Here is a 13,929-nt window from a genome sequence, read left to right on the forward strand (position 1 = left end):
GCCCGTCACCACCGCCACCCCACAACGCACAACGGCCGCCCGAGGGCGACCGTCGAGACCATAAGTCAATGAAGACCTGTTACCAGCGGTAATGCGCGAAGGCCTTGTTGGCCTGCGCCATGCGGTAGATGTCGTCCTTGCGCTTGTAGGCGCCGCCCTGGGAGTTGATGGCGTCCATCAGCTCGTTGGCGAGGCGCTGGGCCATCGTCTTCTCGCGACGCTGGCGGGCGAACTCGACGAGCCAGCGGACCGCGAGGGTGCGGGAGCGGCGCGGCGGGACCTCGACGGGGACCTGGTAGGTCGCGCCGCCGACGCGGCGGGAGCGGACCTCGAGGGCCGGGGTCAGCGCCTTGAGCGCCGCCTCGAGCTGCTCGATCGGGTCCTTGCCCGTCTTCTCGCCGATGATGGCGAGCGCGTCGTACACGATCCGCTCGGCGGTGCTCTTCTTGCCATCGAGCATGACCTTGTTGACCACCTGGGTGACCAGGCGGGAGCGGTGAACGGGATCCGGCTCGATCGGCCGGATGGTTGCTGCGGAGCGACGGGGCATGCGGTCTCTACTTCTTCTTGACGCCGTACATGGAACGGCTCTTCTTGCGATCCGTCACACCGGAGGCGTCCAGCGTGCCGCGGATGACCTTGTAACGCACGCCCGGGAGATCCTTGACGCGGCCGCCGCGCACGAGCACGACGGAGTGCTCCTGCAGGTTGTGGCCCTCGCCGGGGATGTACGAGGTGACTTCGACCGAGCCGGTGATCCGCACACGGGCGACCTTGCGCAGCGCCGAGTTCGGCTTCTTGGGCGTGGTCGTGTAGACGCGGGTGCAGACGCCACGGCGCTGCGGGGCGGCCTGCTTCTTCTTGTTGCCCTTGCCGGACTTGAGACCCGGGGTGGACATCTTGCGCGGCTTGGGCTTGCGACCCTTGCGGACGAGTTGGCTCGTGGTGGGCATGCGGCGCGGGATGGTAGCAAGCGTTCGGGTGTTGTCCGGTTGCGGCCCTGACGGTCGGCCTTCGTCGCTCGCGCTTTGCTTCCCGCGCGCGAGGACGTGCCGGGTTCGATTCTGGTCAGGCGGCGGCGGGCACCTTGGCCAGCGCGGCGAGCGGGTCGGTGGCGGTGAGGCCCTGATCGGCGGCGACCGGCGCGTAGGTGACCTCGCCGGCGGCGACGTTCAGGCCGGCCAGAAAGCCGGGATCGGACTCCAGCGCGGCGTGCACGCCCTGCTCGGCCAACTGGAGGACGTAGGGCATGGTCGCGTTGGTCAGCGCGAACGTCGAGGTGATCGGGACCGCGCCGGGCATGTTGGCCACGCAGTAGTGCGTCACGCCGTCGACCTCGTAGGTCGGGTTGGTGTGGGTCGTGGGCCGCGAGGTCTCAAAGCAGCCGCCCTGATCGATCGAGACGTCGACGAGCACCGCGTGCGACTTCATCAACGAGAGCTGGGCCCGGGTGATCACGTGCGGGGCCTTGGCCCCATGCACCAGTACCGCGCCGATGACCAGATCGACCTCCGGGAGCATCTTCTCGATGCTCAACGTGGTTGAGAACACGGTCGAGCAGCGGTTGTTGAGGAGGAAGTCGAGCTCGCGCAGACGATCGATCGACCGGTCATAGACATAGGTCTCGGCGCCCATCCCGATCGCGATCTCGGCCGCTGTCAGCCCGACCACGCCGCCGCCGATCACCATCACCTTGCCCGCCGCGACACCGGGCACGCCGCCGAGCAGCAGGCCGCGACCACCGAGCGGCTTCTCCAGCATGAACGCCCCGGCCTGCGTGGCGATCTTGCCCGCGACCTCGCTCATCGGGGCCAGCAACGGCAGACGACCGTTGGGATCGGTGACCGTCTCGTAGGCGATGCACGTCGCCCCGGAGTCGCGCAGCGCCTGCGTCAGCTCGGGATCGGGCGCCAGATGCAGGTAGGTGAACAACGTGTGGCGCGGCTCGAGCATCGCGACCTCCACCGGCTGAGGCTCCTTGACTTTGACCACCATGTCGCTCCCGGCGAACACCGCAGCCGCATCCGACACGATCGCCGCCCCCTGCTCGGCGTACTCGACATCCGGGATCGCCGACCCCTCCCCCGCACCGTGCTGGATCAGCACCTCATGGCCGCGATCGACCAGCTCCCGGACGCCGGCAGGCGTGATCGCCACGCGGTACTCGTCGGTCTTGATCTCGGTGGGGACGCCGACCTTCATGGCTTCTCGTACCTCTCTCGTAGGGAACTAGCCGACGAGCTCCCGGCCGCGCAGCGCGAGCCAGAACTCGATGCGATCGCGGGCGCTAGCGAGGTCGCGCCCCGTCAACTCCTCGATCTTGCGGATGCGGTAGCGCAGCGTGTGGCGGTGGCAGTACAACCGGCGAGCGGCCGCCTCCCACTGGCCGTTGCACTCGATGAAGGCCTCCAGCGAGCGCATCAGCTCGCCGCCGTAGTGGCCTTCGCCCGACTCGATCGGGCCGAGCAGGGACTCGCAGAACAGGCGCAGCGCGTCGGAGTCCTGCAAGGACAACAACAACTGGAAGGAGCCGAGGTCGCGATAGGTGGCGACGGTCGGCTTGGGGGTGGCGTTGCCATTGCCGTTGCCGTGGGCCTCGGCGGTCCCGCTCGGCCGGCCGAGCGTGCGAGCCTCCAACGCGCATCGCGCCTCGTGGTAGGCGCGGCGCGCGTCCCCGGCTGCCACCGCGCGGCCGGCGCCAGCCGCCGGCACCGTGGCCATCTTGGTGACGACGCGATCCAGCACGCGCTGGGAGAGCTCGAAGAGCTCCTCATCCAGGAAGCCAGGCAACAGCGCGCAGACGTGGGTGCTGGTCGTGGCGACCAGGCCGCTGACGGCCTCGTCGCGCAGCGCACCGGCCAGCGCCGCCTCGCAGACCTCCACGCTGCCGCCCTTGCCGCCAGTCCGGGCCGGCGGCGACAGCACGAGCGCCGTCACGCGCCCGCCGAGGCCGAACGGCTCCAGGCGCCGCGCGAGGTCCGGGCCGGCGACGGCACCGCTGACCAGCTCTGAGAGCACGTCGCCCGCCAGCCGTCGCTCGGTCGAGGAGGCGACGTGACGACGCAACAGCTCCAGGGCGACGACGGTGACGGCCTGATGCAGGACGACGCGGTCGAACTCCGACAGGCCGCCCGAATCCTTGACGGCGACCAGCCACGCCTGCGGTAGTCCTGTCGTCTCGGCGCCGGCGATCGGCAGCGCCAGCGCGCGCGGCGCCAGGTCGAGATGGGACGGAACGAAGCCACGCGCCTCGGTGCGCCGCGCGCGCTCACGCAGCTCGGCGCCGACGGTGGCCAGCGCGTCGTCGGGGAGCTCGCGCCGGAAGGCGTGCAGCGCCTGGGGCTCGCCGCGGCCGTCGAAGACCACGACCGTGCCGCCGATCAGCGTCGCAAGCGCCGAGGCGATCGCATCCAGCCCCCGCTCGGAGAGCACGATCCGCTGGAGGCGCTCCTGGACGGCGATCGAGCGCTGCAGCAGCGCGTACTGCTCGTTGACCAACCGCGCGAACGCCTTCTCGGTGATGGCGATGAACGGCGTGTCGTAGGGGATCTCGATGACGGGGAAGTCACGATCGGCCGCGGCCTCGACCAGCGCCTCGGGCACCCGCTCATGGCCGAAGCCGACGCCGAAGCCAAGGCCCGCGAGGCCGTGGTCGGCCAGGCGCGCGACGTAGGCGCGCTGCTCCTCGGGCGTCGAGAGCGACAGGCCGGTGGTCAGCAGCAGCTCGCCGCCCGACAGCCACGGCGTGGGGTCCGCCAGCTCGGAGATGTGCACCCAGCGCACGGGCGCGTCGAGGTTCGGCTCGCCGGTGAGGACACCGACCTCCAGGTCTCGCAGGAGCTCGCGGACGGTGAGCATCAGAGAAGGCGCATCCGCCGCGAGGCCTCTTCGAGGACGGGACGCAGGACGCCTTCGATCTCCGCGAACTGCTCGGGCCCGGCGATCAGCGGCGGGGCGAGCATGATGACCGGATCGCCGCGGTCGTCGGCGCGGCAGATGAGGCCGCGCTCGAAGAGCGCACCGGAGAGGTAGCCGCGCAGCAGCGTCTCGGATTCCTCGTCGCTGAACGATGCCTTGGACGACTGGTCCTTGACCAGCTCAATGGCCTGGAAGTAGCCGGCCCCGCGCACGTCGCCGACGATCGGGATGTCGCGCAGCGACTCCAACATCGCCCGCAGCGCGGGCTCATTGGCCCGCACGTTGTCGAGGATGTTCTCGTCCTCGAAGACCGCGATGTTGGCGAGCGAGACCGCCGCGGATACGGGGTGTCCGCCGAACGTCAGGCCGTGGGTGAAGGAGGTCGTCCCGTGCGCGAACGGCTCGAAGACGCGGTCGGAGGCGATCACGGCGCCCATCGGCGCATAAGCCGAGGTGATGCCCTTGGCCGTCGTGATGATGTCCGGCTGATAGCCGTAGCGCTGGGCGCCGAACCACTCGCCGAGCCGGCCCCACGAGCAGATGACCTCGTCAGAGATGAAGAGGACGTCGTACTGATCGGCGATCTCGCGCACGCGATCGAAGTACCCCTCGGGCGGCACGAAGCACCCGCCGGCGTTCTGCACCGGCTCCAGGATGATCGCCGAGACCGTGCTCGGGTCCTCGAACTCGATGCGACGGGCAATCGCCTCGGCCAGGTCTGAGGGCTGATGGCCCTCGGCCAGCCGGTAGGTGTTGGTGTTGGGCACGTGGCAGCCGCCGGCGGGCAGCGGCTCGAACGGCGCGCGGAGCTCGGGGATGCCGGTCGCGGTGAGGCAGCCCATCGTCGTGCCGTGGTAAGCCGTGTCCCGCGCGATGACCTTGTACTTGGTCCCGTTGCCGCGGAGCTTGTGGTACTGGCGGGCCAGCTTCAACGCCGACTCGACGGCCTCGCTGCCACCGCTGGTGAAGAACACCCGGTTGAGGTCGTCGGGTGCGAGCTCCGCGATCTTCGAGGCGAGCTCGATAGCACGCGGGTGGGCGTAGCTCCAGTTGGGGAAGAAGCCGAGCTCCTTTGCCTGATCGGCACCGGCCTGCGCCACATCGGCGCGACCGTGGCCGATGTTCGTGCAAAAGAGCGAGCTGAGGCCGTCGAGGTACCGCTTGCCGTGCTGGTCATAGACGTAGCAGCCGTCGCCACGGACGATGATCGGGACCTCGGCACCGTCCTCATAGGCGCCCATGCGGCTGAAGTGCATCCACAGGTGGCGCTTGGCGAGCTCCTGAAGCTCGGCGTTGCTCGTCTCGGCGGTGGTCGCCATCGAGAGCCTCTCCCTTTCTTCTTGTCCGATCCGGCAGGCACGCCGTCACGTTGGACAACGGTACCCCGGCGCGAAGCCTCCCGCGAACACCTAGGCCGTGCTGGCTCAAGCGCAAAGCGCCCTTGCGCCACAGCGGCCAACGGCGGGCCGAGGTCAGATGCCGGTCACGAAGACCACCTCCCCCGTCACACATCGACCGTTTTTACGTACTTAAGGACGAGTGCCTCACGTCCTCTGCCCCAGCTGCGGCCTCGCGAGCTACGCGGTCACCCCGCACAGCGCGCCGTCGCTGTGTCCCTACTGCGACGCCGAGCTGTTCCCCGCGCAGGGCCCGGCCCCGGCCGACGACGAGGCCGAGGTCGACGTACAGGCGGCCTAGCGCCGCCCGACGACGAGCCGCAGCCCGACGTCATGGGCGTCGAGCGCGCGGAGGTGCCCGTGGCGCTCGTCCCACGCCCCGGAGGTCAGATCAGCGGCCACCGCCGCCACACAGCGCTCCACGATCGCCGGCTCCATGCGGGCAAAGCCCGAGGTAGCAGCACGCGCCGCGGGATTCAGCACCCGCTCGGGATGCGCCCAGAACGAGCCGAGCATCCAGTCCGGCGTGTCACGCGGGATCGGCACGGGCTCGATCGTGACGTCGCCGCCGAGCCAGCCGGCCAGCCGCTCGGGGTGCGGGAAGATCGCGTGGTCCATCGCCGCGACCTCGGGCAGGTAGTCGGCCATCAGCCACATCGTGGCGCTGACGCGCGGGTCGTAGGTGAGGATCACGACCGGCCCGCGCGCGACGCGGCGCAGCTCCCGGACCCCGCGCTCTTGCTCGGCATCCCAGTGGTGCACGGTGACGATCGCCATCGCGGCGTCGACGCTGGCGTCGCGCAGCGGCAGCGCGCCGGCGCCGGCGCGGATCGCGGGGACGCGGTGCGATGGGCGCTGGGCCGCCATCACGTCGCTGGGCTCGATCGCGATCACGTGGCGGTCGTCGGGCTCGTAGGAGCCGGCGCCAGCACCGACGTTGACGACGGTGCGCGCGTCGCCCAGCGCTGCGTCGATGAGCGCCGCAAAGCGCGGATCCTCTCGGCGTGTCCGAGCGTAGCCCACGCCGATCTCGTCGTAGCGCGGCCTATCGGTGAGCGACGTCATGCCCGCCAGGCTGTCACCGCCCGGCTGGCATGGCAACGCGGCTTAAGGCGTCTTCACCGGCGCCGAGTCGAGATCCTGGAGGTCGTAGTCCAAGGTGTGAAAGGCGCGGCGGGCGGCGAGGAGGTCGGCGCGGGTCCGGGCCGAGACGATGCGCCCGGAGGTGAGCAGCGCCGCGGCGCCATTGGTGTCGCCGCGGGCCGGCGCAGCGCGCGCCCGGTCGAGGTCGGCGGCGAAGCTGCGGATGCCGGCGACGTAGCGGGCCTGTGCATGGGCGGCCGGCGCCGGTGGCTGCAGCCCCGCCAAGCGATCGGCCCACGCGCGCAGCAGCCGCTGCAACGCAACGACGTGGGCGTCCTGCGCCTTGGCCGGCGCGTCGGGCGGCAGATCCTCGCCCACGCCGTACTTCGGCGCCAGACCCGCCGCGCTGACGTCGAACGCGTGGACGTACGCGTCCTTGGTCAGCGGCCCGGTGGGGAGCTCCTGGAGCTTGGTCTGCGGCCGGCTGCAGCCCAGCGCGAGCAGGGCGGCGACGAGGCCGAGAACGAGGACGGGGCGGCGCATAGCCGCCCCGCACCTTAGAAGAAGCTGTTCGCCGCTCAGGCTGCGGCGGGTGCAGCGGCCGCGCCGGCGGCGCGCGGCGCGGGCGTCATCGCCGAGGCGACGATCACCAGCAGGAAGGCGAGGCCCTGGAGCACGATGCCCAGCGTGGAGCCCGGGAGCGGGTCGCCGAAGACGAGGATGCCGGCGGCGACCGTCGTGATGTTCGCCGCGGTGCCCGTGATCGCGATGACCGAGACGGCGTCGCCGTCCTGCAGGCCGCGGGCAGAAGAGAAGAAGGCGGCGACCGAGGCGCCGATCGTGACGTAGAGCCAGGGGCTGGCGGCGATGGCCATGATGCCCTCGTGGCCGGCGATGCCGGTGAGCGCCTTGATGGCGACGTCAGAGACGCCGAACAGGACGCCCGCCGCGGCGCCGAGCATGACGCCGTGGTGCTCGGCAGGAGCGCCGACGCGCGGGCCCATGATCAGCAGGCCGCCGATGCCGAACAGGCCGGCCTCGAAGGCGATCATCGCGGGAGTGGAGAAGCTCGAGTGCGCGCCGTCGTGGTTGGTCGGGAACGTCACGGCCAGCAGCACGAGGCCCAGGCAGGTGAGCGCGAGGCCCCACCACTGGCGGTTGCCGACGTCGACGCCGAAGAGGCGCTGGGCCATCACGCCGATCATCACGACGCCACCCGCGAGCACGACCTGGACCACCGAGATGGGAGCCATCGCCAGCGCCGCCACGTGGAAGATCCACGCGCTCGTCGCGATCGCCATGCCGATGGCAAACCACTTCGACGAGTAGAGGTTCCTCGTGCTGCGGAAGGGGCGACGGATGTCGACCTTCGCGCACTCAGCAGCACCGCGGTGCTTGAAGAAGAACCCGAGGTTCGAGACGAAGGCGCAGATCAGCGCGAGGAAGATGCCGAGTTGGATCGTCATGCAGTGGTGGTGGTGGGGCGAAAGGCGTGGGTCTGGCGGAGGTGGGCAGGTAGGATCCAGCTCACCGATCTCTCGCCCCAGACATCGGCAAACGCTCCGAACCGCTTGACCCAAACGGTCCTCGAAGAGCGTAGCGGTCCCCGCCGGCCCTTGCGTAAGGATGCGATCAAGATGGCAAGTTCCCCGCAAATGGGCGCAAAATCGGTGCTCTTTCGTGCCATCGACGGTGTGATCTCGCTTTGGGGATTTGGGGAGAACAGTCGTCCAACGGGCGTTTACGCCACCGTGGCCGGTGCTCCGCACTTCCTTTCCACTCGCGCCGCCGAGCACCTCCTGAACCCAAGGGCTGAGAACGCAAAGAGGCGCCCCGAAAGGGGCGCCTCTCTCACACCTGCGAGTTGCCGGTGGGGCTACTCGTCGCTATCGCTCGGCACGTCGAGCTCGGCGAGCTCGTCGGCAAAGCCCGTGTCGCCACCGGCGCCGATGTCCTCGAGCTGCGCGAGGTCCTGGTCAAAGCCCGCGCCGAACCCACCGAGGCCGTCACCGTTGCCGAGACCCAGCTCGGCAGCGATCTCGTCCTGGTCGAGCAGGCCGACCTCGTCCATCGCACGCGGCAGCGGCTCGGACGGCTCGATCTCGATGCGGCGGTAGCGCTTGAGCCCCGTCGCGGCCGGGATCAGCTTGCCGATGATCACGTTCTCCTTGAGGCCGTTGAGGGTGTCCTTCTTGCCCTCGAGCGCCGCGTCGGTGAGCACCTTGGTCGTCTCCTGGAAGGAGGCGGCCGAGAGGAAGGAGTCCGTGTTCAGGGACGCCTTCGTGATCCCGAGGATGATCTCCTCGTACTGCGCCGTCTCGCCCTTGGCCTTGGCCACGTCGGCGTTGACCCGCGCGAAGTCGTAGCGATCGACGAACTGCCCCGGGAGGTAGTTCGTGTCGCCCTTCTGATCCACGCGGACCTTCTTGAGCATCTGGCGGACGATCAGCTCGATGTGCTTGTCGTTGATGTCCACGCCCTGGGACTTGTAGACCTCCTGGACCTCCTTGACCAGGTACTGCTCGGTCTCGGTCCGGCCGCGGAGCTTGAGCAGGTCGTGCGGGTACAGCGAGCCCTCGTTGAGCTGCGTACCGGCCGCGACGCGCTGCCCGTTCTCGACCAGCAAGCGCGTGCGCCGCGGGAATGTGTAGCGGTGCTCCTCGCCGGTGTCGTCGGTGACGACGACCGTGCGGGCCTTGTCGGTCTCCTCGAGCGTCGTGACGCCATCCTGCTCGGCGATCTGCGCGAGGCCCTTCGGCTTGCGGGCCTCGAACAGCTCCACGACACGCGGGAGACCGTGCGTGATGTCCGCGCCGGCGACGCCGCCGGTGTGGAACGTGCGCATCGTCAGCTGCGTGCCGGGCTCGCCGATCGACTGGGCGGCGACGATGCCGACCGCGTCACCGATCTGCGCGAGCTTGCCCGTGGCCATGGCCCGGGCGTAGCAGGCCTGGCACACGCCGCTGGTCGCCTCGCACTTGAGCACGGAGCGGACCGGCACCATCGGCCGTGCGCCCTTCTCGTGCTCGGCGCGGAAGTGCTCGACGATCAGCGCGAACTCGGCGCGGTCGATCTCGTGGCCCTTCTCGACGATCGCCTTGCTGCCCTTGCCACCGATGTCTGCCGGAGCGATCCGGCCGACCAGGTTGGTGTTCGGGTCGCCGGCGGCGTCGAAGACCGGCAACTCGATGCCCTCGGTGGTGCCGCAGTCGAGCTCGCGGATGATGACGTCCTGCGACACGTCCACCAGGCGCCGGGTGAGGTACCCGGAGTCGGCGGTACGCAGCGCGGTGTCCGCGAGGCCCTTGCGGGCACCGTGGGTCGAGATGAAGTACTCGAGAACCGTCAGGCCTTCCATGAAGTTGGCCTTGATCGGGCGCTCGATGATCTCGCCCTTCGGGTTGGCCATCAAGCCGCGCATGCCGGCCAGCTGGCGGATCTGGGAGATCGAGCCACGGGCTCCGGAGTTGGCCATCATGAAGATGGGGTTCAACTCATCGAAGTTCTCCTGCATGGAGTCCGCGACCTCGTCGGTGCACTGCGTCCACTTCTCGACGACCAGCTCGTGGCGCTCCTCCTGCGTGATGAGCCCCATGTCGTACTGGTCGTGGATCTCGGCGACCTCGCCCTCGTACTTCTTGAGGATCTCGCCCTTCTGGGGCGGGATGATCACGTCGTTCTTGGAGACCGTGATGCCGGCGAGCGTCGCGAAGTGGAACCCGAGGTCCTTGAACGCGTCGAGCACCAGCGCCACGCCCGATGCGCCGTAGCTCTGCACGAGCGCGTCGATCAGCTTGACGGTGTCCTTCTTGCGCATCGCCTGGTTGACGAAGGTGTAGGAGTCGACCGTGAAGTCGTCACCCAGCGCCTCGGCCAGCGCGCGCTCGATCTTGTCGTTGTAGATGATCCGGCCGACCGTCGTGAGGATGTGGCCACCCTCGCGACCCTGCTGGCGGTACTCCGCCAGGTCGTGCAGGCCGACGATCTTGTTGTCGTAGGAGAGCTCGGCCTCCTGCGCGGTGCGGAAGACCTTCGGGCGCGGCTCGTTCTTGGGCCAGTCGCCGGCAGCCAACAGCGCCTGCTTGTCTGACAGCTCGGCCGCGTCGGGTCCGTGCGTCAGGTAGAAGGTGCCCAACACCATGTCCTGCGCGGGCGTCGCCAGCGGCGCGCCGTGTGCCGGGGACAGGATGTTGTTGGACGACAGCATCAGGATCCGGGCCTCGGCCTGCGCCTCGGCGCTGAGCGGGAGGTGGACCGCCATCTGGTCGCCGTCGAAGTCCGCGTTGAAGGCGGAGCAGACGAGCGGGTGGACCTGGATGGCCTTGCCCTCGACCAGCACGGGCTCGAAGGCCTGGATGCCCAGACGGTGCAGCGTCGGTGCGCGGTTCAGCAGCACCGGGTGCTCGTGGATGACCTGCTCCAGGACGTCCCAGACCTCGGGGATCATGGAGTCGACCATCTTCTTGGCCGCCTTGATGTTCTGCGCGGCCTTGCGCTCAACCAGCTGGGCCATGATGAAGGGCTTGAACAGCTCCAAGGCCATCAACTTGGGCAGGCCGCACTGGTGCAGGCGCAAGGACGGGCCCGACACGATCACCGAACGGCCGGAGTAGTCCACGCGCTTGCCGAGCAGGTTCTGACGGAACCGGCCCTGCTTGCCCTTGAGCATGTCCGAGAGCGACTTCAGCGGACGGTTGCCCGGGCCGGTGACGGGCCGGCCGCGGCGGCCGTTGTCAAACAGCGCGTCGACGGCCTCCTGCAGCATGCGCTTCTCGTTGTTGACGATGATCTCGGGCGCGCCGAGGTCGAGCAGACGCTTCAACCGGTTGTTGCGGTTGATGACGCGGCGGTAGAGGTCGTTGAGGTCGGAGGTCGCAAAGCGGCCACCGTCCAGCTGCACCATCGGGCGCAGCTCCGGCGGGATGACCGGCACGGCCTCGAGCACCATGTGCTCGGGCTTGTTGTTGGAGTGCAGGAAGGCCGAGAGGACCTTCAGGCGCTTGACCGCGCGGGCCTGCTTCTGACCCTTGCCGTTCTTGACCTGGTCCTCGAGATCCTCACGCTCGTGCTCGAGCACGATGCCGGGCTGGTCCTGCGGGGCGAGGTCGTCGCCGGCAAGGCGGTCGGCATCCGTGTCGCGCGGCGGGGCCAGGCGGTCGTACTCGTCCTTCTCCGACAGCAGCGTGCGGATGTGCTCTGCGCCCATGCCGCCGCCGAAGTACTCGCCGAAGCCGAACGGCGATCCAAACCGGTGCTTGAGCTCGCGGAAGAACGTCTCGTCGGCGATGATCGTCTTGGGGCGGAAGTCGTCCTTCTCGGCCGCCTTGTCGACGTAGGTGTTCAGCGGCCAGTCCTCGCCCTCCTGGGGCGCCTCGTCGGCCGGCTCATCCTTGTTGGAGAAGAGCTTCCAGACGTCCTTGAGGCGCTCACGGGCGTCCTCGTAGTAGGCCTGCGTGTCGTCGATGTCGGACGCGAAGGTCTTCTGGATCTCCTTGACGAGCTTCTCGCGCTCGTCGTCGGAGAGCTTCTTGACGTTGATGTCCAGCGACTCGGCCCAGAGGGTGTCCTCGTCGCCGAAGTCGGTCATCTCGCCGGTGCTCAGGAACGAGATGCGGGCCTCGCGCGAGGTGCGCAGCTCCTCGACGCGCTCGTTCTCCTCGGCGCGCAGGCGCGTGAGCTCCTCCTGCATGTCGGCCTCGAGCTTGGGCAGGTCGCGCCAGCGGGCCTCCTGATCGACCCACGTCACGATCGACGCGGCGAAGTACAGGATCTTCTCGAGCTCCTTGGGAGCCATGTCAAGCAGGTAGCCGATGCGGCTCGGGACGCCCTTGAAGAACCAGATGTGGCTGACCGGGGCGGCCAGGTCGATGTGGCCCATGCGCTCACGGCGCACCTTGGAGCGCGTGACCTCGACGCCGCAGCGCTCGCAGACGATGCCCTTGTAACGGACGCGCTTGTACTTGCCGCAGTAGCACTCCCAGTCCTTGGTGGGACCGAAGATGCGCTCGCAGAAGAGGCCATCCTTCTCCGGCTTGAGCGTGCGGTAGTTGATGGTCTCCGGCTTGGTGACCTCGCCCGAGGACCACCCGCGGATCTGCTTGGAGGACGCCAGTCCGATCTCGATGGCGTCGAAGTTATTGATGTCGATCATGCGATCTCTTTCAGTCTTCTCGGGTGGGTCCTACGCCTCGTCCTCAACGACCGCCGGTGAGACGTCCTCGGGCAACTCGCCCAGGTCGACCTCTCCGTCGATGTCGAGGTCGGGTGCCTCGTCGACCGTCTCCTCCGCAACGGCTTCTGCGCCGTCGGAAGCGTCGGTGTCGTCGGTGCCTTCGACGGCCTCATCGGCAGCTGCCTCGGCGGGAACCTCACCGGCGCGGACGCCGGAGAGGTCGATGCCGAGCTCCTCGGCCGCACGCAGGAGGTCGTCGTCCTCGTCGGCCATCTCGGCCCGCTGGCCCTCTTCGGAGACGACGTTGACGTCGAGCGCCAGCGACTGCATCTCCTTGAGCAGCACCTTGAACGACTCGGGGATGCTCGGCTCGGCGATGTTCTCGCCCTTGACGATGGCCTCGTAGGCCTTGACGCGCCCGACGGTGTCGTCGGACTTGATCGTCAACATCTCCTGCAGCGTGTACGCGGCGCCGTAGGCCTCCAGGGCCCAGACCTCCATCTCGCCGAAGCGCTGGCCGCCGAACTGCGCCTTGCCGCCCAGCGGCTGCTGGGTGACCAGCGAGTACGGGCCGGTGGAGCGCGCGTGGATCTTGTCGTCCACGAGGTGCAGCAGCTTCAGGATGTACATGTAGCCGACGGTCACCGTCTCCTCGAACGGCTCGCCGGTGCGGCCGTTGAAGAGGCGGAACTTGCCGGTGGCCTGGCGGCCCGGGACGCGGTTGGTGTCCACGTCCATGTTGATCTTGCCGCCGGACTTCTTGTGGTCGGCCTGCCAGCGCACGAGGGCGTTGTCGACGTCCTCCAGCGAGGCGCCGTCGAACACCGGCGTGGCCGTGTAGACGCGGTCGCCGTGCTTGAAGCCCTTCTCGTCGTCGTTGTACCAGCCCTGTGCTGCGGCCCACCCGAGGTGGGTCTCCAGGATCTGGCCGACGTTCATGCGCGACGGGACGCCCAGCGGGTTGAGGATGACGTCGACCGGCGTGCCGTCCTCGAGGAACGGCATGTCCTGCTCGTCGACGATCTTCGAGATGACGCCCTTGTTGCCGTGGCGGCCGGCGAGCTTGTCGCCCTCGGAGATCTTGCGCTTCTTGGCGACGAAGACGCGGACGAGGTCGTTGACCCCGGGCGGCAGGTCGTCGCCGTTCTCGCGGCTGAAGGTCATGACGTCGATGACGACGCCACCCTCACCGTGGGGCACCTTGAGCGAGGTGTCGCGGACCTCGCGCGCCTTCTCCTTGAAGATCGCGCGGATCAGCTTCTCCTCGGCGGTCAGCTCCGTCTCGCCCTTCGGCGTGACCTTGCCGACCAGCAGGTCGCCCGACCCGACCTCGGCGCCGATGCGCACGATGCCGCGGTC

10 protein-coding genes and 1 pseudogene are annotated in these 13,929 nt (G+C 68.8%); 1 reads left to right on the forward strand and 10 read right to left on the reverse strand.

Annotation, left to right across the window (positions count from 1 at the left end):
- Positions 1 to 79 precede the first annotated feature (79 nt).
- The 5 genes from rpsG to VGO10_RS02510 form a co-directional block, all read right to left on the reverse strand.
- Positions 80 to 550: a 30S ribosomal protein S7 gene (gene rpsG / locus VGO10_RS02490; protein WP_327464799.1), complete on the reverse strand. Its 471-nt coding sequence runs from the start codon at positions 548 to 550 to the stop codon at positions 80 to 82.
- Between the two features lie 7 nt (positions 551 to 557).
- Positions 558 to 953: a 30S ribosomal protein S12 gene (gene rpsL, locus VGO10_RS02495; protein ID WP_027005617.1), complete on the reverse strand. Its 396-nt coding sequence runs from the start codon at positions 951 to 953 to the stop codon at positions 558 to 560.
- 115 nt (positions 954 to 1,068) lie between these two features.
- On the reverse strand, positions 1,069 to 2,202 hold the full coding sequence (gene ald / locus VGO10_RS02500) for an alanine dehydrogenase (protein ID WP_327464803.1): 1,134 nt from the start codon (positions 2,200 to 2,202) through the stop codon (positions 1,069 to 1,071).
- A 27-nt stretch (positions 2,203 to 2,229) separates the two neighbouring features.
- Complete coding sequence (locus VGO10_RS02505) at positions 2,230 to 3,858, reverse strand: PucR family transcriptional regulator (protein ID WP_327464805.1); 1,629 nt, start codon at positions 3,856 to 3,858, stop codon at positions 2,230 to 2,232.
- Positions 3,858 to 5,237: an aspartate aminotransferase family protein gene (locus VGO10_RS02510; protein WP_327464807.1), complete on the reverse strand. Its 1,380-nt coding sequence runs from the start codon at positions 5,235 to 5,237 to the stop codon at positions 3,858 to 3,860. The genes VGO10_RS02505 and VGO10_RS02510 overlap by 1 nt, the downstream gene beginning before the upstream one ends.
- A 220-nt stretch (positions 5,238 to 5,457) precedes the next feature.
- Here VGO10_RS02510 and VGO10_RS02515 point away from each other — a divergent pair, with 220 nt between their 5' ends.
- The gene (locus VGO10_RS02515) at positions 5,458 to 5,616 is read left to right on the forward strand and encodes a hypothetical protein (RefSeq protein WP_327464809.1); all 159 of its coding nucleotides are present in this window, start codon (positions 5,458 to 5,460) and stop codon (positions 5,614 to 5,616) included.
- Here the strand turns inward: VGO10_RS02515 and VGO10_RS02520 are convergent.
- The 5 genes and pseudogenes from VGO10_RS02520 to VGO10_RS02540 form a co-directional block, all read right to left on the reverse strand.
- A complete protein-coding gene (locus VGO10_RS02520) occupies positions 5,613 to 6,380 on the reverse strand; it encodes a class I SAM-dependent methyltransferase (RefSeq protein WP_327464811.1) in 768 nt (255 codons plus the stop codon). The genes VGO10_RS02515 and VGO10_RS02520 overlap by 4 nt on opposite strands.
- A 42-nt stretch (positions 6,381 to 6,422) precedes the next feature.
- Positions 6,423 to 6,941, reverse strand: coding sequence for a hypothetical protein (locus tag VGO10_RS02525; protein WP_327464813.1), 519 nt, complete (start codon positions 6,939 to 6,941; stop codon positions 6,423 to 6,425).
- A 35-nt stretch (positions 6,942 to 6,976) separates the two neighbouring features.
- On the reverse strand, positions 6,977 to 7,864 hold the full coding sequence (locus VGO10_RS02530) for a hypothetical protein (protein WP_327464815.1): 888 nt from the start codon (positions 7,862 to 7,864) through the stop codon (positions 6,977 to 6,979).
- A 410-nt stretch (positions 7,865 to 8,274) separates the two neighbouring features.
- On the reverse strand, positions 8,275 to 12,549 hold the full coding sequence (gene rpoC, locus VGO10_RS02535) for a DNA-directed RNA polymerase subunit beta' (protein ID WP_327464817.1): 4,275 nt from the start codon (positions 12,547 to 12,549) through the stop codon (positions 8,275 to 8,277).
- A 30-nt stretch (positions 12,550 to 12,579) separates the two neighbouring features.
- Positions 12,580 to 13,929, reverse strand: a pseudogene (locus VGO10_RS02540) (DNA-directed RNA polymerase subunit beta); the annotation flags it as partial.

It is taken from the genome of Baekduia sp. (assembly GCF_035996765.1).
In the GTDB taxonomy this organism is placed as follows: Bacteria; Actinomycetota; Thermoleophilia; order Solirubrobacterales; family Solirubrobacteraceae; genus Baekduia.

Bases quoted from the DNA above. Each gene is read 5' to 3' on its own strand.
- VGO10_RS02525 (WP_327464813.1), bottom strand. From the start codon at position 6,941: ATGCGCCGCCCCGTCCTCGTTCTCGGCCTCGTCGCCGCCCTGCTCGCG.
- ald (WP_327464803.1), bottom strand. From the start codon at position 2,202: ATGAAGGTCGGCGTCCCCACCGAGATCAAGACCGACGAGTACCGCGTG.
- VGO10_RS02520 (WP_327464811.1), bottom strand. From the start codon at position 6,380: ATGACGTCGCTCACCGATAGGCCGCGCTACGACGAGATCGGCGTGGGC.
- VGO10_RS02530 (WP_327464815.1), bottom strand. From the start codon at position 7,864: ATGACGATCCAACTCGGCATCTTCCTCGCGCTGATCTGCGCCTTCGTC.
- VGO10_RS02510 (WP_327464807.1), bottom strand. From the start codon at position 5,237: ATGGCGACCACCGCCGAGACGAGCAACGCCGAGCTTCAGGAGCTCGCC.
- rpsG (WP_327464799.1), bottom strand. From the start codon at position 550: ATGCCCCGTCGCTCCGCAGCAACCATCCGGCCGATCGAGCCGGATCCC.
- rpsL (WP_027005617.1), bottom strand. From the start codon at position 953: ATGCCCACCACGAGCCAACTCGTCCGCAAGGGTCGCAAGCCCAAGCCG.
- VGO10_RS02505 (WP_327464805.1), bottom strand. From the start codon at position 3,858: ATGCTCACCGTCCGCGAGCTCCTGCGAGACCTGGAGGTCGGTGTCCTC.
- rpoC (WP_327464817.1), bottom strand. From the start codon at position 12,549: ATGATCGACATCAATAACTTCGACGCCATCGAGATCGGACTGGCGTCC.